The following is a 17,803-nucleotide window of genomic DNA, read 5'->3' on the forward strand; positions in this document are numbered from 1 at the left end:
CGGACCCGTGGGGGGTCCGCCCCTCGGGCAGGAGGCTACCCGGGCGGGAGGAGAACTTGGGTCAGATCGGTGTGCGTAACCAACACGGGCCCAAGGGCCTATGGCCTGGCCTTCCAACGGCTGCCTGGCTCCTTGGCCTGCTGCTGGTCGTGGCAGCGTGCGGGGGACAGAAGGCTCCGTCGCCCTTCGAGCGCGGGGGGCAGTCGGACCGGGTCTCGCTGCAGGTGGAGAATCTCGACTTCAACGAGGCCACGCTCCACGCGGTCATCGAGGGTGGAGGGCGGTCGTTGATCGGCCGGGTCGCCGGGAAATCGAACGGTAGCTTCGTTCTGGAATGGGCCGCCGTCCGGGACCTGCAGATCCAGATCGATCTGCTGGCGAGCGACCGCTACACAACGCCGCGGCTGACCGTCAGTCCCGGGGATCGGATCACGCTGGTCATCCAGACGCCGGTCAACCGCTCCTACCTGCGGCGCTGAGGCGGCGTCGCCCGCAAGGCAGCGGAAGCGCCGTTCCCTCCGGGGCGCTCGGGTTCGGGCCTAGTCGCCGTACGGCACCCAGATGTTCTTGATCTGGGTGGCCTCGCGAAGAAACTCCTCGCCCGCGCCCGAGGGGCCGTCCCAGGCCCGCAGCCGTCCCCGGTCCGTCCAGGTGCGCTTGAGGTTCCCGGCCGCCAGCCGCTCCACTTCCGCGGTGCCTTCGAGGTGCCCGAAGTACCACATGCCCGCGACGTCGTCGTGCGCGGCCAGCACGGGGGCGAGCTCGTCGCGCAGTCCCGTCACGATGTTGACGACTCCGCTTGGAACGTCCGAGGTCTCCAGCACCTGGTAGAGGTCGGTTGCCGCCAACGGGAAGGCCTCCGATGGCACCACCACCACCGCACAGCCCATCGCGATCGCCGGGGCCACGCAGGAGACGAAGGCCAGGAGGGGAGCTTCGTTGGGACAGACGATCCCCACGACTCCGAGGGCTTCGGGCATCGCGAGGGTCACATTGCGGAACGGGGTGGCGTGAACTCGTCCGTCCCACTTGTCGGCCCAGGCGGCGTAGGTGAAGAGCCGCTCGATGGCGGCGTTCACCTCGGCCCGCGCGGAGCGCCGTGACGCACCGGGAGCCTGGGCGAGGCGAGCAGCCAACTCGGCTCCCCGCACGTCGAGGTTCTCGGCCAGATAGTACAGCACCTGTGCGCGATTGTGCGCAGTGCGCCCCCGCCAGCCAGGCAGGGCCTTGTGGGCCGCCTCTACGGCGTTGCGGATGTCCTTGCGGTTCCCGCGCGGCACCTGCTCGAGGGCGCGGCCCTTTGCATCCAGCACCGAGAGGCTCTGCTCACCGTCGGGCCGAACCTGGCGACCGCCGAGGTAGAGCTTGGCGGTCCGATCGACCCCGGCGTGCCCAGCGCGCTGTCCGTCTCCGGCGAGTGCGGTGGTCGGCCTCTGCGCTTCCAGCTCGTCGCGCGTCCGGGGCTGGGACGCGCGGCCCTGACCGCGGGGCCGGACGTACTCCCAAAGCCCTTCCAGGCCGCCCTCGCGCCCGAAACCGCTTTCCCGGTACCCGCCAAAACCCGATGCGGCGTCGAACAGATTCGTGCAGTTGACCCACACCGTACCCGCTTGGAGCTGCGGAGCCACGTCGAGGGCCAGGTTGACGTTCTCGGTCCAGACCGAGGCGGCAAGGCCGTAGCGGGTATCGTTGGCGAGCTGGACCGCTTCGGCCGGCGTCCGGAACGACATCGACACCACGACCGGACCGAACACCTCGATTTGCGCGAGCGTGCCCGCGGGCGACACGGACGTACACAGCGTCGGCGGATAGAACCAACCGTCCTGGGGGAGCGCCCAGCTGGGTTGCCAGATACGCGCGCCCTCCGAGCGCCCTTGCTCGACCAGGGTGCGGATTCGCTCCAACTGCACGGGAGCCACGATCGCGCCCATGTCGACCGACTTGTCCAGCGGGTCTCCCATCCGCAGCGTTTCCAGCCGGGCCTTCAGCTTCCGCTCCAGCTCGGCCTCGATGCCTTCCTGCACCAGGATCCGGGAGCCCGCGCAGCAGACCTGACCCTGATTGAACCAGATGGCGTCGACTACGCCTTCCACCACCGAGTCGAGGTCGGCGTCGTCGAAGACCAGGAACGGCGACTTCCCTCCGAGCTCGAGCGAAAGCCGCTTTCCGGTCCCCGCAGTGGCCGTGCGGATGAGCCGCCCCACCTCCGTCGACCCGGTGAACGCGATCTTGTCCACGCCGGGGTGAGCGACCAGTGCAGCGCCCGTGTCGCCATCGCCGGTGACCACGTTGAATACGCCTGCCGGAAGGCCCGCCTCCCGGCAGAGCTCCGCGAACAGAAGCGCCGTCAGCGGTGTGTATTCGGCCGGCTTCAGAATCACCGTGTTCCCGACCGCCAGGGCCGGAGCCACCTTCCAGGCCAACATCAGAAGCGGAAAGTTCCACGGTACGATCTGACCCACCACGCCGATCGCTTCGTGCTCGGGGAAGGTCCGTTCCATGAGCTGGGCCCAGCCGGCGTGGTGCAGGAAATGCCGCGCCACCAGCGGGATGTCCAGGTCGCGCGATTCCCGGATGGGCTTGCCATTGTCCAGGCTTTCCAGCACCGCGAACAGGCGCGCGTTTCGTTGGATGCCGCGCGCGAGCGCGTAGAGGTGTCTGGCACGCTCGTACCCTCGCAAGCGCGCCCACTCGCGCTGCGCGTGGCGCGCAGCGGCCACGGCTCGGGCCACGTCGTCCGGGCTGCCCTGCGAGACACGAGCGAGCGCGCGCCCGTTGCGGGGCTCGACGGTCTCGAAGAGCGCGTCCTCGGAGACCTCCGTCCAGGTTCCGCCGATGAAGTGCCCGAAGCGGCGGCCGTGCGCATCCAGCCAGGCGTAGGCGGGCGCCTCACTCTCGGGAGCCGGTCCGTATTCGAGGGACTCGAAGACCTCAGCGATCTTGGACATCAGGCCATCGGGTGGTGGAAGGACGCGGAGTAGCGGCCGGTCAGGTGGTGCTCCAGTTGTCGTTCGATGTCGCCCAGGAGCGAGCTGGCGCCAAATCGGAAGCGCTCGGGTTCCATCCACTCACGCCCCAACTCCTCCTTCATCAGGACGAGCCAGAGCAGGGCGTCCTTCGCGGTGCGCACGCCACCGGCCGGCTTGAAGCCGACCGGGTAGCCCGTACGCTCCACGTACGCTCGCAGCGTGCGAACCATGGTGAGCCCGACGGGGAGGGTGGCGTTGACCTGCTCCTTTCCCGTGGAGGTCTTGATGAAGTCCGCGCCCGCCATCATGCACACGGCGGAGGCCCGCGCCACATTGCGGAGGGTGCCCAGCTCTCCGACCGCCAGGATCGTCTTCAGGTGTGCGGATCCGCAGGCCGCGCGAAAGCTCCGCACCTCGTCGTAGAGGGCCTGCCACTCGCCGCGGAGCACGTGTCCGCGTCGGATCACGATGTCGATCTCATCCGCACCTGCTGCGACCGCGGATTCGACCTCGCGAATGCGCAGATCCAGGGGGCTGAGCCCGTGCGGAAAGCCGGCCGCGACAGCGGCCACCGGGATGCCGCTGCCCGCGAGCGCCAGACGGGCCGCGTCGACCAACGCGGGGTAGACGCACACGGCCGCCACCCGGATCCCCAGCGTGTCCGCCCCCAGGGCCTCGAGCAGGTCCTGTCGGACGGGTTGGCGGGCTTTGGCCGCGAGGCGGCGGATGCGCCCCTCGGTGTCGCTGCCCTCCAGGGAGGTGAGGTCCATCAAGCGGACGGCGCGCAGCAGCCAGGCGGCCTGCCACTCCTTCTTTACCGAGCGGCGGCCGCCCAGAGCTGCAATGCGGCGCTCGACGGCGGAGCGGTTGACTCGCAGGGACCGCACCCAATCGAGGTCCAGCTCCGTGCCCGGGTTCCGCGCCACCGAGGAAGTGGCAAGGGGGCGCGAGCGTGCGCCAGACAGGGGCTCTTTCGGTGTGGTGCGGTTGGACACGAATCACTCCATCGTGGGTGGAAAAAGGTACCGGAGGCGGTCTCCGGTCGCTATCCTGGATCCGCCCGGCCCCCGAGTGACCCGGGGCGGGCCGCGGGGTCACGGCGCGGAGGCGCCCCCCTTCTTCAGCATGCCAGGAGACAGGCTTGACCGACCCGGAGATCGTCGCTTCCCTGGCGCTCGCGCTCGGCCTGGGCTTGCTGGTCGGGCTTCAGCGCCAGTGGGCGACGGACCCGATCGCCGGGATCCGCACGTTTCCCTTGATCTCCCTGTTCGGTGCGTTGGCCGCTCTGGTCTCGGAGCGGGTGGGCCCCTGGGTGATCAGCGCCGGCCTGCTCGTGGTGGCCGCCTTTGTCATCACCGCCAACATCTCCGAGCGGGACGACGAGCACCCGGCTCCAGGAATCACCACGGAGGTGGCTGCCGTCGCCCTCTATCTGATCGGCGCGGCCGTGCTGTTCGGGTATCGGGTCCAAGGCGTGATCGTCGCGGGCACGATCACGGTGCTCCTGCACTGGAAGACCGAGCTGCACCGCTGGGTCTCCGGCCTCGACGAGCGGGAGATCCGCGCGATCGTGCGGCTGGTCCTGGTGGCCCTCGTGATTCTGCCTGTGCTGCCGAACCGCGCCTACGGTCCTTTCGCGGTCCTCAATCCGTTCCGCATCTGGACCATGGTGGTGCTGATCGTAGGCATCAGCCTGGCTGCGTACGTCGCCTATCAGGTGTTCGGATCGAAGGCCGGTACGGTCATGGCCGGGTTCCTCGGGGGCCTGATCTCCAGCACAGCGACGACCGTGGCCTACGCGACCGAGAACAAGCAGGGCAGGGTGACCCCCCAAGCCGGGACACTGGTCATCATGATCGCGTCAGCCGTGGTGTTCGTGCGAGTGCTGCTGGAGATCGCAGTGGTGCACGCGGCTTTCCTGCCGACCGCCGCTCCTCCGCTGATCGCCCTGGTGGCTGTCATGGCGGTGCTGACGGCGTTCACGATGCGCCGGGGCCGTCAAGAGCCCCTGGCCGCGCAGGATGCCTCGCCTCCCTCCGGACTCCGGACCGCGATCGTCTTTGGCCTCCTCTACGGCGCGATCCTTTTCGCGGTTGCCTTCGCAGAAGCGCGGTTGGGGTCCCGCTGGCTGTACGGAATCGCGGGCCTGTCCGGCATCGTGGACATGGACGCCATTACGTTGTCCGTGACGGAGCTGGTGCGCGACGGACGCCTGGACGCGTCCCGGGCTTGGCGGCTGATCTTCGTGGGTGGCCTTTCCAACATCGTGTTCAAGGGAGGTGCCGTGGCCAGCCTGGCCACACCCGCCATGGCTCGGCGGGTCGGAGTCCTTTTCCTGGTGACTCTGGCGGCCGGCGCGGCGATTCTGGCGGGTTGGTCCTCATGAGGTCGAGGGGGCGGATCGGGACTGGTGTCTCGACTGGTCTTCAAAACCAGCTGGCCCGGTTCAAACCCGGGTTGGTGGGTTCGATTCCCACACGCTCCCGCCACCTCGTACCCTTCCAGCAACATCCCCTCTGTGCCAGGCCCCTCACCCTATGAGCAACATCGTACTCCTGGTGAACCCAGCCTCCGGCTCCGGGACCGGGGGCCGGTCGGTTCCGAAGCTACTGGCGGCGTTCGAACGTCTCGGTGTGTCGACAACCGTCCTGGCGACGGAGGGCCCCGGCGACGGAGTGCGTCTCGCCCGCCAGGCCGTTGCTCTGGGTGCGGACAAGCTGCTGGTTGTCGGAGGCGACGGCACCATCCACGAGGTGGTCAACGGCCTGCTGACCAGCGACGGGCAGCCGCCACCGTTCGCGGTGGCCCCGATGGGCACCGGAAACGACTTCTATCGCATCGTGGGCGCCCCCAAGCGCCTGGACGATGCGGTGCGGGTGCTGATGGAGGGGCGCGTGCGTCAGGTGGACGTGGGCCGGGCTCGCTGGGACGACCAGGAGAAGTTCTTCGTCAACCTCATGGGCGTTGGCCTCGATGTGGAAGTGCTGTTGAGGCGGTCCCGGGTCCGGGTGCTGTCGGGTCTCGCCCAATACCTGGTCGCCCTGGCGGCAGCCGTCGTCCGCTTTCGCCCCGTGCCCGTGAGGATCCGGCTCGAGTCCGGTGAGGAGATCGAGGCCCCGACCATGCTCTCCGCCGTTACGGTGGGGCCGTCGGCAGGTGGTGGGTTCCTTCTGAATCCGACCGCAGTCGCGGACGACGGCCTGCTGGACCTGTGCTTCGTGGACCGGCTGAACCTGTTTCAGGTGGCGCGGTATATCCCCAAGGTCATCCGAGGCACCCACAGCGACCTGCCGGTCATCCGCATGCGACGCTTCCAACATGTCCGCTTCTCCAGTCCCGACGGCGGGCCGCTTCCATTCGAGCTCGATGGGGAGTTGATGCCTGCGGCGGCGGGCCCCATCGACATCGACGTGCTTCCTGGCCGCATCGGCGTATTCGTGCCGGCAGAGGAACGTCCGTGAGCGCCTGCCCGCGTCGCTGGACCCAGGTCGTCCTGCTCTCGGCGGGGATGAGCTTGCTCGGGGCGCCGGCGCTCCAGGCACAAGATGTGGAGGCCGTGGCACCGGACACTGCGCGCAGTCATGACATCAGCCCACGGGGTGCCTTCCTCCGTTCCTTGGTGGTACCGGGCTGGGGGCAGGCCGCCACGCAAGCGTACTCGCGAGCCAGCTTCTACTTCCTCGTGGAAGCCGTCTCTGGGCTGGGGCTCTACAAGACCCTACGCGAGCTCGAGGGCGCCCGAGAACGGCTCGACTTCTGGACGACGGAAGCCGAGCGCGCGGCCGTGGCCTCGGGCCTCAGCGACCCGGACTCCATCCTGGCCGCCGTCGAGGCCGATCCTCGGGTCGAGGAGATGCGCGCCCTTGAAGAGGCCCGTCTCTCCCAGCGTGAGGATTGGCTCGCCTTCGGGCTGTTCATGCTGCTCCTGGGCGGGGCGGACGCCTTTGTGTCGGCGCACCTGAAGGACTTCCCCGATCCGATAAGCGTGAGCACGCAGCCCAGCTCCGCAGGACCGCCCCGCATCGAGGTCGCAGTTCGTATCCCGGTGTCCGCCTTCCGCTGACGCGGTGCGAACTGCCCCAGGGACGCCCTCCGGCTCAGTCCTCCCAATCGAGCAGGCGAGGAGCCTCTCCTCGGGTGAGCACGGCGTAGGTGCGGCGGTAGACCCAGTCCCCGGCGTTGAGATAGAACCGCCCCGGTTCGACCTCCTCGAGCCCCGGAATGTGCGTGTGCCCGAGCAGGACGAGGTCCAAGGTGGGGTCGGCAGCCAAACGCTCGATCGCCCATCCGCGCACGTACTCGGCACGGGCGAGGGTCGCGGCGTTGTCGGCGTGGTCGCGAGTCCCGGTGCGGGATACCCGAGCCGCCAGCCAGGCCCCCAGGTCCGGATGGAGCCAGCGGAACCCGGCCACCGTCACCGGGCTGCGCAGGAGCCACTTGAGCATCCGATAGCCCAGGTCGCCTCGTCCCAGCCCGTCCCCGTGGGCCACCAGCGTCCGGTGGCCCGCGAGATCCCGAATGACCTTTTCCTGCAGGAACTCGACGCCGACCTCATCCCGCAGGAACGAGCCGCCCCACCAGTCGTGATTGCCGCCCATCAAGGTTACCGGGACCCCCGCGTCCACCAGCGTGGCCAGAGCACCCAGGACCCGTGCATGTCCCCGCGGCACCGCGCTTCGGTACTCGAACCAGAAATCGAAGAGGTCCCCGTTGATCAGGACCGACCCGGCGTTGACCCCGGCATGCTCCAACCAGCGGATGAAGGCGGCCTCGGTGTCCCGGGGGACGGCGCCCAGGTGGACGTCACTGGTCACGTAGACGGAGGGCATCGGCATGGCGGGGCCGAAGGTAATGGTTGGGACGGGGGGTCCAAAGGGGAAGGATTGGGCCGCCCCCGGTGTAGAGGGGCCCCATGGAGATCCGACCTACGCTAGCGCTGGGGGCCTTCGCCGTCCTCTGGGGCTGCACCGGCGCCCCTCCGCCACCGCCAGCTCCGTCGATCGACGCACGCGAGGTGGCGGTGCTGCAGGAGCAGGCCACCCGCCTGGAGCGCCCCACCCGCGTCGTCTTCACCTGGGAGGCCAACGAAAGCGGGGCCCGGTTTTCCGGCCGCGGTGTGTCCCGCTTCGAGCCGCCGTATCGGGCGCGGCTCGATCTCTTCCTCGGCAACGGAGAGTTGGCCGTGCAGGCGGCTCTCGTGGACGATGAGTTGCGCCTGCCCCCCGGGGCGCCGGAGGGGTTGATTCCGCCGGCGCCTCTGCTCTGGGCGTCGTTGGGTGTGTTCCGGCCCGGACAACTGCCGCGCCTGGCGGGCGGCGAGGCTCTGGACTCCCAGACCGTGCGCCTCCGCTACGATGTCCCGGGGGCCAGGGAGCTGGCGTTCCGCTTCGAGGCCGGCCACCTCGCCTCGGCCGAGATCCAACGCCAGGGGCGTACGGAGGAGCGGCTGGAGGTGACCCGGGAGGGAGAGGGGCTGCCGAGATCGGCTACGTACCGCAATATCGCCGCGTTCCGTGAGCTACACGTCGAGGTCGAAAGCATCGAGTATGTCGAGTCGTTCCCGCCTGAGATCTGGACTCTGGCTCGCTAGCGGCCTGTTGTGGCTCGCTTTGGCGGGCTGCAACTACTCGCTGCGGGCCGGCAGCGGCCTTCCGGACCATGTCCGGACGGTGGCCGTGCTCCCGTTCGACAACACCACGACCCGCTCCGAGCTCACCGACGAGGTGCATCAGCGCCTGCTGCGCGAGCTGCCGCGGGCCCTGGGGGTTCGTAGCGCCGGAGCGGATGTCGCGGACGCCATCGTCCAGGGGACCATCATCAGCTACGCCGTCAATGCGCCCCTCTTCCGCCCCGGTGCAGGGGGGGCCGGCGCCGAGGTGCTGCAGCGCCAGGTCACCTTGGCGGCTCGGGTCGAGATCATCGATGTGCGCAACAACGTGGTCCTCTGGGAGGACCAGAGTCTGCGCGCCGAAGGGACCTACCTGGACGCGAGCGAGACCGAGGAGATCGGCCGTACGGCGGCCATCCAACTCCTTGTCCAACGCATCGTCGACGGCGCCCAATCCAACTGGTGACGGTTTGTTGACCCGCTGAGAGCGGGTCCCTATTATCCCGCCCCGAAACCGCCGCTGCACCGCATGGGCGCCGAACTCGGGACGACGCTGGTATGGCTCATCTGCTGGGCATGGGAGCCGGCCTCATGGCCTTCTGGCTCTTCCTCTCCGGCCACTACACGCTGCTCATCACCGGCTTCGGCGTGGTTTCGGCCATCCTCGTGACCTACCTGGCGCGACGCATGGACGTCGTCGACCGGGAATCGGTGCCGCTCCATCTGGCCCTGCGCGCCTGGGCCTATGTTCCCTGGTTGGCGTGGGAGATCCTGAAGGCCAACGTGGACGTGCTCAAGATCGTCCTCCGCCCCCGCATGGAAATCGACCCGGCGCTCGGCCGCTACGAAGGCCATGAGAAGACAGCGCTGGGGCGATTCATCTACGCCAACTCCATCACGCTGACCCCGGGGACCATCACGACCGGCGTGTATGGCCACAGCATGGAAGTCCATTCGTTGACCAAAGCGGCCCTGGCGGGAACGGAAGAGGGCGAGATGGACCGACGGGTCGTCCTTCTGGAGGGACCATGATGTTCGCCGTCGCCGCGGCCGGTATCCTGGTCGCCATGGCCCTCGCGCTGGTGCGGGCCGTGCTGGGGCCGACCGTCTTCGATCGAATCCTGGCCGCCAACATGTTCGGCACCAAGACGGTGGTGCTGATCGCGGTGATCGGATTCCTGTCGGGCCGTCCCGACTTCATGGACCTGGCTCTGGTCTACGCCCTGATGAACTTCATCGGCACGGTCGCGGTGCTGAAGTATGTGGCCGCCCGTGGCGATCTGGCTCGCCCCTTCAGCGATGACCAGGTGGCCTGACCAATGGCGATCGTGATCGATATCGCCAGCTGGGTGTTGATCGTGCTGGGCGTGCTGTTCATGGTGGCCGGTTCGATCGGCGTCAATCGGCTGCCGGACGTCTTCACACGCCAGCATGCCGCTGGCATGACAGATACGGCCGGGGCCGGACTCCTGTTGACGGGACTGATCCTGCAGGCCGGTGTGGGGCTCAACGCGGTGCGCTTGCTCTTCATCCTGCTGTTCGTGGCATTCACCAGTCCGATCTCGACCCATGCCACGTGCCGGGCCGCCCTGGAAGCGGGGATCGAGCCTGTGCGTCGGAAGGAGGGTGGCGTCTGGACGTCGTAATCGACTTCGCGCTGCTGGCGTTCTTGACGCTCACCGCGCTGGCCATCGTCCGGGTCCGCTCTTTGTTCGCCGCGGTGATGCTTGCGGGCATCTACAGCTTCCTGTCCGCCGGCCTGTTCGTGGTGATGGACGCGGTGGACGTGGCCTTCACGGAGTCGTCGGTGGGGGCGGGGATCTCCACCATTCTGCTGTTGGGGGCCCTGGCCCTGGTGGGAGCGGAGGAGAAGAAGCCGTCGCACACGCCCGTCCTTCCTCTGGTGGTGGTGTTGATCACCGGGGCGGTCCTGATCTACGCGACGCTGGACCTCCCGCCCTACGGTGATCCGGCCAACCCGATCCACCACCATGTGGTCCCCCGCTACCTGGAGGAGTCGGCACACGAGGTGGCCGTGCCCAACGTGGTCACGTCTGTGCTGGCATCGTACAGAGGCTACGACACGATGGGCGAGACATCCGTCGTGTTCACTGCGCTGGTCGGCGTGCTGCTGCTTCTGGGGCGCAGCCGCAAGGAAGGGAAGCAGTCATGAGGGATCAGGTCATCCTACGCATTGGGGTGAAGGTGCTGATTCCCCTCATCCTGGTCTTCGCGTTGTACGTCCAGTTCCACGGTGACTTCGGTCCCGGAGGGGGGTTCCAGGCGGGTGTGATCTTCGCAGCTGGCTTCGTGCTCTACGGACTGGTCTTCGGTCTCTCGAAGCTCCTGCGAGTCCTGCCCAAGGGCGTCTGGCTCACGCTTGCCCCTCTGGGGGTCATGATCTACGCAGGTGTGGGCGTGGTCGCCCTGCTCAAGGGTGGCGCTTTCCTCGACTACAACGTGCTGCGTCACGATCCGGTGCACGGACAGCATCTGGGCATCATGCTGGTGGAGCTCGGCGTGCTCACAACGGTCTTCGCAGTGATGACCGGGATCTTCGTGACCTTTGCCGAGCGGGGGAACGGCGACGAATGAGGATCCTGGGGCTCTACAATTATTGGATCTTCGTTGCCCTGATGATGATCGGGCTCTACACCGTTATCGCCCGCGATCACCTGGTGAAGAAGCTGATCGGCCTGTCCATCTTTCAGACCTCTGTGTTCATCTTCTACATCAGCATGGGGAAGATCCACGGCGGGACCGCCCCCATCTTGATCGAGGACCCCGAGGCAGCCGCGCACGGTGGAGAGGCCGCGGGCCACGGCCTCTCGCTTCTGGAAGGCGTGGTCTACTCCAACCCGCTTCCGCACGTGCTGATCCTGACCGCAATCGTGGTTGGGATCGCCACCACCGCGGTCGGACTGGCTCTGGTGGTTCGCATCAAGGAATCGTACGGCACCGTGGAGGAAGGCGAGATCCTGGCGGTCGAGCAGGAGATGCCCTCATGAGACGTAGCGCTCCCGGGACCAACAGCCGTCCAGGAAAGGCGGGGCTCCGTCCGTGACCGAGCATTTCCCGGTACTCCTCATCATCGTGCCCTTCCTCGCGGCGCCGCTGTCGCTGCTGCTCCGCAACGGTCGCGTGTCGTTCGGGCTCGCCGTGGCGGCCACCTGGGCGGCCCTCTGGATGGCCGTACAGGTCCTCTTCCGGGTGCTGGAGCAGGGCACCATCAGCTATCACATCGGCGGGTGGGAGCCGCCCTGGGGGATCGAGTACCGGGTCGACTACCTGAACGCGTTCGTTCTGGTCCTGGTGGCCTTGATCGGCGCCATCGCTTCGCCCTACATGGGCAAGAGCGTTGCCCAGGAGATCGCGAAAGAGAAGCTCCCCGCCTTCTACACCGCGTTCCTGCTGTGCTTCACCGGCCTGCTGGGGATCACGGTCACGGGCGACGCGTTCAACGTCTTCGTGTTCCTCGAGGTGTCCTCGCTGTCGGCCTATGCGCTCATCGCCATGGGCCGGGACCGGCGCGCCCTCACGGCGTCCTTCCGCTACCTGATCATGGGCAGCGTGGGCGCGACGTTCATCGTGATCGGGATCGGCTTGATGTACGCGATGACCGGCACGCTGAACATGGCGGATCTCGCCGAGCGGCTACCGGCCGTGAGCGACACCCGGACGATCCGTGCCGCGTTCGCCTTTTTGACCATCGGGACTTGCTTGAAGCTGGCCCTGTTCCCGCTCCACCTTTGGCTGCCCAACGCGTACACGTACGCGCCCTCGGCGGTCACGTCGTTCGTCGCGGCCACGGCGACCAAGGTGGCGGTGTACATGCTGCTCCGCTTCTTCTTCACGATCTTCGGCCCGGGCTTCTCGTTCGAGGTCGTCCAGCTCGACTGGGTGCTGCTGCCCTTGGCGCTGGTGGCGATCGTTTCGATGTCCCTGGTGGCTGTATTCCAGCAGAACGTCAAGCGCTCGCTCGCCTACTCCAGCGTCGCCCAGATCGGCTACATGATCCTGGGCATCTCCCTCGTGTCGGTGGCGGGGCTGACCGGCGGGATCGTGCATCTGTTCAACCACGCCCTCATGAAGGCGGCCCTGTTCATGGCGGTCGGATGCGTCATGTACAGGGTGGGCTCCGTCTCCCTCTCCGATTGGGCCGGCCTGGGTCGGCGAATGCCGTGGACGATGGGCGCCTTCGTGGGTGCCGGCCTCAGCATCATCGGCGTACCCGCCACGGTCGGATTCATCAGCAAGTGGTACTTGATCGTCGGTGCCCTGGAGAAGGGCTGGTGGCCGGTGGCTGCCCTGGTGCTGGGTAGCTCGCTGCTGGCCCTGGTCTACATCTGGAGGGTGGTCGAGGTGGCGTACCTCCAGCCTGCGCCGCAGGGGCGGGAGGGAAGGGCGGAGGCACCGCTCTCCCTGTTGATCCCGACCTGGATCCTCGTGCTCCTCAACTTCTACTTCGGGATCAACGCACGCCTGACCGCCGGAGTCGCGGCTGACGCAGCGCGCTGGCTGCTCGGGGGTGGTTCGTGAACGACATTCTCCTGACGCTGGCCATCCCGGCCATCGGCGCGGTCGCGATCGGGCTCCTGGGGCGCTGGCCGAATGCGCGTGAGACGGCGTTGCTGCTAACGGCGGCGATCCTGTTCTCCGTCGTGGTCCGTTTCTATCCGGCCGTGATCGCCGGCGCCCGGCCGGCCGTATCTCTTCTCCAGGTCGCCCCCGGGCTCGAGCTCCGTTTCGAAGTCGAGCCCTTGGGGCTCGTCTTCGCTCTGGTGGCCAGCTCTCTCTGGTTCCTCACGTCGCTCTACGCGATCGGATACATGAGAGGGCACCACGAGAAGAACCAGACACGCTTCTACATCTTCTTCGCCCTGGCGATCTCCAGCGCGATGGGGGTGGCGTTTGCAGGAAACCTCTTCACGCTGTTCATGTTCTACGAGGTCCTCACGTTCTCGACGTTCCCGTTGGTGACTCACCATGGAACGCCAGAGGCCCGCCGGGCGGGTCGCGTATACCTCGGCATCCTCGTCTCGACCTCGGTGGGCCTCCAGCTCCTGGCCATCGCCTGGACGTGGGTGGCGACCGGCACGCTTGATTTCCAGGAAGGTGGGATCCTGGCCGGGCACATCTCCGCGACGGTGCTCCCGATTCTGTTGGCCCTGTATGTATTCGGGATCGGCAAGGCGGCGGTCATGCCGTTCCACCGCTGGCTCCCCGCGGCCATGGTGGCGCCTACCCCGGTGAGCGCGCTGCTGCACGCGGTGGCGGTCGTGAAGGCCGGCGTATTCTCGATCCTCAAGGTGTCGGTCTACGTCTTCGGGATCGATTTCCTGCATCAAACCGGCGCATCCGTGTGGCTGATGTGGGTCGCCGCCGCCACCATTCTGCTGGGATCCCTGGTCGCCTTCACGAAAGACAATCTGAAGGCTCGGTTGGCTTACTCGACCATCAGCCAGCTTTCCTACATCGTGCTGGGGGCGATGCTGGCGACACGCTGGGGCATCGTCGGTGGCGGCATGCACATCGTCATGCACGCCTTCGGGAAGATCACCCTCTTCTTCTGCGCGGGGGCCATCATGGTTGCCGCACACAAGACCGAGATCAGCGAGATGGACGGGCTGGGCCGTACCATGCCCATCACGTTCGCCGCTTTCCTGATCGGCTCCTTGAGCATCATCGGGCTGCCCCCGGCCGGCGGCTCCTGGAGCAAGTGGTTCCTGGGACTGGGAGCGCTGGATGCAGGACAGATCGGGCTGGTGGCCGTGCTCATGCTCAGCTCCCTGCTGTCCATGGCGTATCTCCTCATCATCCCGGTGCGGGCCTTCTTCCTGCCCCCATCCGAGGACGATCACCACCACGATGGAATCCACGAGGCACCCTGGCCGTCACTGGTTGCCCTCATGGCAACGGCAATCTTGACCGTGGCGCTGTTCTTCTACCCTGATCCCTTCTACGAGCTGATGTTGCGGGTGGTGGGCCCATGAGCACTTCGAATGCCCAGGGAGGGCAGGATCACGCTCCGCCCAGCGTGGGACCGGTGTGGACGCGGCGGATCCTCACGGTCTTCTTCGCCCTGTGCGTCGGTTCGGTGTTGGCCGAGTTCGCCGTACACCGCCACAGCGAACACCCTTGGGAGGGGTTGTTCGCCTTCTATCCACTGTGGGGCTTCGTCGGGATCGTTGTGCTGGTGGTGCTGTCCAAGCTGCTCCGGACCTTCGTGATGCGCGGAGAGGACTACTATGATCGGTAGCCTCCCCCCGTTCGCGCTCTTCTTCCTCGGGGCGTTGCTGGTGCCGCTGGTGCGCGGGATTCCGCGGGCCGTTCTGCTGCTGCTCATTCCCGCCATCGGTGCGCTGAATGTCGCGTCGATGGAGCCGGGACAGGTGATGGAGTTGCAGCTCCTGGGTTACACGCTGACCCCGGTGCGGGTGGACCGACTGAGCCTCCTGTTCGGCTACCTGTTCCACCTCGCCGCCTTCATCGGGATCGTCTACTCGCTGCATCTCAAGCGCGAGGACCGGGACACGACGCAGCATGTCTCCGCGGTTCTATACGCTGGCGCTGCGTTGGGGGCGGTGTTTGCGGGCGACCTCATCACGCTCTTCGTGTTCTGGGAGCTGCTGGCCCTGACGTCCGTGTTCCTGATCTGGACGCGCCGCAAGCCGACGGCGGTCGCGTCCGGTATGCGCTACCTGATCATCCAGGTCGTGTCCGGGGTCACCTTGCTGGCTGGCATCCTCGTTCATGCCCACGAGCGTGGCAGCATCGAGTTCGGACCCATCGGCATCGAAGGGCTGGGCGGCAAGCTGATCCTGCTCGGCGTCGGCGTGAAGGCGGCGTTCCCCTTTCTGCATACCTGGCTGACGGAGGCATACCCGGAGGGGACGGCGACCGGCACCGTGTTCCTGTCGGCGTTCACCACCAAGGCGGCGGTCTACACGTTGGCGCGGGGATTCCCGGGCACGGAGGTGCTGATCTACGTCGGCGCCTTCATGGCCTGCTACCCCATCTTCTTCGCCGTCATCGAGAACGACCTCCGCAAGGTCCTGTCCTACTCCATGATGAACCAGATCGGTTTCATGGTGGTGGGGGTGGGGATCGGCAGCGACCTTGCCGTCAACGGTGCGGTGGCGCACGCATTCAACGACGTGCTCTTCAAAGGGCTCCTGTTCATGTCGATGGGGGCGGTGCTCTACGTCACGGGCACCACCAAGGCATCGGAGCTGGGCGGGCTCTACAAGACCATGCCCATCACCACGATCTTGTGCATCGTGGGGGCCCTGTCGATCTCTGCCGTGCCGTTCTTCAACGGGTTCGTGAGCAAGGCCATGATCATGTCGGCGCTGCTACACGAGCATCAGAACGCCATTTGGCTGGTCATGCTGTTCGCATCGGCCGGTGTGGTCGAGCATGCCGGGATCAAGATTCCGTTCTTCGCGTTCTTCGCGCACGACTCCGGGATCCGCGCCAAGGAACCGCCGGTCAACATGCTGGTGGCCATGACCATCGGCGCTACGCTCTGCATTGCCATCGGCATCATGCCGCGTCTGTTGTATGACCGGCTGCCATTCCCCGTGGACTACTCGCCGTACGACGCGACCCACGTGTTGACCCAGGTGCAGCTCCTTCTCTTCGCCGTCGGGGCGGTGGTGGCACTCAAGCTGGCGAAGATCTATCCGCCCGAGATTCCCTCGACCAACGTCGACGCGGAGTGGTTCTACCGGAAGCTGGCCCCGGCAGTGGTTCGTGGAATTGGCGGCGCCGTGGCAGCGGCGGACCGATCGATCCGTACGGCGGCGGTGGGGGCGGTGCGTGGAGTCCTCAATCGCTCGTTCCGGGCGCACGGGCCCGCGGGACCGCTGGCACGCACGTGGCCCAGCGGTAGCATGCTGCTGTGGGTCGCAGTGCTCCTCTCCGCCATCCTGGCGTTCTACTACGTCGGCCCCCCTTCATGAGGCGAGGCCTCAGGACAACCGCTGTCGAGCTCGACGCTGCTCCCGTTGCAGAGGGGTCCTGCCTCTACGCGGCGGGGAACACGCGGGTGCTCTGTACGGCCAGCGTGGAGGATGGGGTTCCCCAGTGGAGGGAGCGGAGCGGTGCTGGGTGGGTCACCGCCGAGTACAGTATGCTGCCCCGGTCCACACATCGCCGCACCAGTCGCGAGCGTACTGGTCCCAAAGGCCGAACGCAGGAGATCCAGCGCCTGATCGGACGATCCCTGCGGGCGGTCGTCGACCTCTCTGCGCTGGGGCCGCGCACCGTCATCGTCGATTGTGATGTGCTGCAAGCGGACGGCGGAACCAGGACGGCAAGCATCACCGGCGGGTACATCGCGCTGGCGCGGGCTTGTCAGCGCCTGGTCCGAGAGGGACAGATCGCGCGCTCCCCGCTTCAGGACGCCGTGGCAGCGGTCAGCGTTGGATTGGTGAGGGGTGAGCCCGTCCTGGATCTGGACTACGCCCTGGATTCGAGTGCCGACGTCGACATGAACGTCGTCGCCACGGGGAGCGGGGGCTTGGTGGAAGTGCAGGGGACCGCGGAGGGTGCGCCGTTCTCCCGGGGGGAGCTCGACGATCTCATCGATCTGGCCCTCGGAGGGATCGAGCAGCTTCTGGCCCTGCAGCGCGAGGTTCTGGCTCGCGGCGGATGAAGGTCCTGATCGCCACTCGCAGTCAGCACAAGATGCGGGAGATCGAGGAGATCCTGGGCTCCCTTCCGGGAGTGACGCTGACCAACCTCAGCGAGCTGGCCGTTCCCTACGAAGAGGTGGAGGAGGACATCGAGGCCTACCCCACCTTCGAGCAGAATGCGGTCGCCAAAGCGCACTACTTCGCTGGGCTGACCGGGCTCCCCACGATTTCCGATGATTCCGGACTGGAGGTCGAGGCCCTGCAGGGCGGGCCCGGAGTCAGGACCAAGCGATTCGCCCCGGTGGGCCCGGGGGTGGACCAGGATCGGGCCAACAACCGCTATCTGGTGCAGAAGCTCGCGGGCCTGCCCCCGTCGCGGAGGGGCGCCCGCTATGTCTGTGTCGCCGCGTTCGTCGGAGCCTCCGATCCAGAGCCCGTCACCTTCCGGGGAGAGGTGGGGGGGATCATTCTGGATGAGCCCGCCGGCCAGGGCGGATTCGGATACGACCCCTTCTTCTTCGTACCCGAGATCGGGATGACCTTCGCCCAGGCGGATGCAGCCACCAAGAACGCGCTCAGCCACCGGG

21 protein-coding genes and 1 tRNA gene (1 of these 22 running past the window's edge) are annotated in these 17,803 nt (G+C 67.0%); 19 read left to right on the top strand and 3 right to left on the bottom strand.

What is annotated here, in order from left to right; all coding sequences use genetic code 11:
• Positions 1 to 56: 56 nt before the first annotated feature.
• Positions 57 to 479, top strand: a complete 423-nt coding sequence (locus R3E10_02355) for a hypothetical protein (protein ID MEZ4414574.1) — start codon at positions 57 to 59, stop codon at positions 477 to 479.
• A gap of 60 nt (positions 480 to 539) precedes the next feature.
• Here R3E10_02355 and R3E10_02360 read toward each other — a convergent pair whose 3' ends face one another.
• Together R3E10_02360 and deoC are read right to left on the bottom strand one after the other, a co-directional pair.
• Positions 540 to 2,948: an aldehyde dehydrogenase family protein gene (locus R3E10_02360; protein ID MEZ4414575.1), complete on the bottom strand. Its 2,409-nt coding sequence runs from the start codon at positions 2,946 to 2,948 to the stop codon at positions 540 to 542.
• Positions 2,948 to 3,934 (bottom strand): deoxyribose-phosphate aldolase, encoded by a 987-nt coding sequence (gene deoC / locus R3E10_02365; GenBank protein ID MEZ4414576.1) that lies wholly within the window; start codon positions 3,932 to 3,934, stop codon positions 2,948 to 2,950. The genes R3E10_02360 and deoC overlap by 1 nt, the downstream gene beginning before the upstream one ends.
• A 176-nt stretch (positions 3,935 to 4,110) precedes the next feature.
• Here deoC and R3E10_02370 point away from each other — a divergent pair, with 176 nt between their 5' ends.
• The 4 genes from R3E10_02370 (at position 4,111) to R3E10_02385 (ending at position 7,032) form a co-directional block, all read left to right on the top strand.
• On the top strand, positions 4,111 to 5,355 hold the full coding sequence (locus tag R3E10_02370) for an MgtC/SapB family protein (GenBank protein ID MEZ4414577.1): 1,245 nt from the start codon (positions 4,111 to 4,113) through the stop codon (positions 5,353 to 5,355).
• A gap of 6 nt (positions 5,356 to 5,361) precedes the next feature.
• Positions 5,362 to 5,458: transfer RNA gene (locus R3E10_02375), tRNA-Sec, on the top strand.
• A 48-nt stretch (positions 5,459 to 5,506) separates the two neighbouring features.
• Positions 5,507 to 6,430, top strand: coding sequence for a diacylglycerol kinase family lipid kinase (locus R3E10_02380; GenBank protein MEZ4414578.1), 924 nt, complete (start codon positions 5,507 to 5,509; stop codon positions 6,428 to 6,430).
• Positions 6,427 to 7,032, top strand: a complete 606-nt coding sequence (locus R3E10_02385) for a DUF5683 domain-containing protein (protein MEZ4414579.1) — start codon at positions 6,427 to 6,429, stop codon at positions 7,030 to 7,032. Before R3E10_02380 ends, R3E10_02385 begins: the two co-directional genes overlap by 4 nt.
• A 34-nt stretch (positions 7,033 to 7,066) precedes the next feature.
• Here the strand turns inward: R3E10_02385 and R3E10_02390 are convergent, their stop codons facing one another.
• Positions 7,067 to 7,804 carry a UDP-2,3-diacylglucosamine diphosphatase gene (locus R3E10_02390; GenBank protein ID MEZ4414580.1) on the bottom strand — a complete coding sequence of 246 codons (738 nt, stop codon included), beginning with the start codon at positions 7,802 to 7,804 and terminating at the stop codon, positions 7,067 to 7,069.
• Positions 7,805 to 7,881: 77 nt separating this feature from the next.
• Between R3E10_02390 and R3E10_02395 the strand changes: the two genes are divergently transcribed.
• From R3E10_02395 to R3E10_02460, 14 genes are all read left to right on the top strand, one after another.
• Entirely contained in the window at positions 7,882 to 8,559 is a 678-nt protein-coding gene (locus R3E10_02395; protein ID MEZ4414581.1) for a hypothetical protein, read from the top strand.
• Positions 8,516 to 9,043 carry an LPS assembly lipoprotein LptE gene (lptE, locus tag R3E10_02400; protein MEZ4414582.1) on the top strand — a complete coding sequence of 176 codons (528 nt, stop codon included), beginning with the start codon at positions 8,516 to 8,518 and terminating at the stop codon, positions 9,041 to 9,043. The genes R3E10_02395 and lptE overlap by 44 nt, the downstream gene beginning before the upstream one ends.
• A gap of 92 nt (positions 9,044 to 9,135) precedes the next feature.
• On the top strand, positions 9,136 to 9,609 hold the full coding sequence (locus tag R3E10_02405; GenBank protein MEZ4414583.1) for a Na+/H+ antiporter subunit E: 474 nt from the start codon (positions 9,136 to 9,138) through the stop codon (positions 9,607 to 9,609).
• Positions 9,606 to 9,893: a monovalent cation/H+ antiporter complex subunit F gene (locus tag R3E10_02410; protein ID MEZ4414584.1), complete on the top strand. Its 288-nt coding sequence runs from the start codon at positions 9,606 to 9,608 to the stop codon at positions 9,891 to 9,893. The genes R3E10_02405 and R3E10_02410 overlap by 4 nt, the downstream gene beginning before the upstream one ends.
• A gap of 3 nt (positions 9,894 to 9,896) precedes the next feature.
• Positions 9,897 to 10,223, top strand: coding sequence for a monovalent cation/H(+) antiporter subunit G (gene mnhG / locus R3E10_02415; GenBank protein MEZ4414585.1), 327 nt, complete (start codon positions 9,897 to 9,899; stop codon positions 10,221 to 10,223).
• Entirely contained in the window at positions 10,154 to 10,750 is a 597-nt protein-coding gene (locus tag R3E10_02420) for a DUF4040 domain-containing protein (GenBank protein ID MEZ4414586.1), read from the top strand. The genes mnhG and R3E10_02420 overlap by 70 nt, the downstream gene beginning before the upstream one ends.
• Positions 10,747 to 11,172: a Na(+)/H(+) antiporter subunit B gene (locus R3E10_02425; GenBank protein ID MEZ4414587.1), complete on the top strand. Its 426-nt coding sequence runs from the start codon at positions 10,747 to 10,749 to the stop codon at positions 11,170 to 11,172. Before R3E10_02420 ends, R3E10_02425 begins: the two co-directional genes overlap by 4 nt.
• Positions 11,169 to 11,585 carry a cation:proton antiporter subunit C gene (locus R3E10_02430; protein MEZ4414588.1) on the top strand — a complete coding sequence of 139 codons (417 nt, stop codon included), beginning with the start codon at positions 11,169 to 11,171 and terminating at the stop codon, positions 11,583 to 11,585. Before R3E10_02425 ends, R3E10_02430 begins: the two co-directional genes overlap by 4 nt.
• 52 nt (positions 11,586 to 11,637) lie before the next feature.
• Positions 11,638 to 13,116, top strand: a complete 1,479-nt coding sequence (locus tag R3E10_02435) for a monovalent cation/H+ antiporter subunit D family protein (GenBank protein MEZ4414589.1) — start codon at positions 11,638 to 11,640, stop codon at positions 13,114 to 13,116.
• A complete protein-coding gene (locus R3E10_02440; GenBank protein ID MEZ4414590.1) occupies positions 13,113 to 14,570 on the top strand; it encodes a monovalent cation/H+ antiporter subunit D family protein in 1,458 nt (485 codons plus the stop codon). Before R3E10_02435 ends, R3E10_02440 begins: the two co-directional genes overlap by 4 nt.
• Entirely contained in the window at positions 14,567 to 14,836 is a 270-nt protein-coding gene (locus R3E10_02445) for a hypothetical protein (protein MEZ4414591.1), read from the top strand. Before R3E10_02440 ends, R3E10_02445 begins: the two co-directional genes overlap by 4 nt.
• On the top strand, positions 14,826 to 16,541 hold the full coding sequence (locus R3E10_02450; protein MEZ4414592.1) for a Na(+)/H(+) antiporter subunit D: 1,716 nt from the start codon (positions 14,826 to 14,828) through the stop codon (positions 16,539 to 16,541). Before R3E10_02445 ends, R3E10_02450 begins: the two co-directional genes overlap by 11 nt.
• Entirely contained in the window at positions 16,538 to 17,236 is a 699-nt protein-coding gene (gene rph / locus R3E10_02455; GenBank protein MEZ4414593.1) for a ribonuclease PH, read from the top strand. Before R3E10_02450 ends, rph begins: the two co-directional genes overlap by 4 nt.
• Positions 17,233 to 17,803, top strand: partial view of a non-canonical purine NTP pyrophosphatase gene (locus R3E10_02460; GenBank protein MEZ4414594.1) — the 5' portion only. 53 nt of this gene lie beyond the right edge of the window; 571 of the gene's 624 nt are visible here — the first part of the coding sequence; the start codon lies at positions 17,233 to 17,235; the stop codon falls past the right edge of the window. Before rph ends, R3E10_02460 begins: the two co-directional genes overlap by 4 nt.

Source organism: Gemmatimonadota bacterium (assembly GCA_041390105.1).
GTDB lineage: Bacteria > Gemmatimonadota > Gemmatimonadetes > Longimicrobiales > Gaopeijiaceae > JAGQIF01.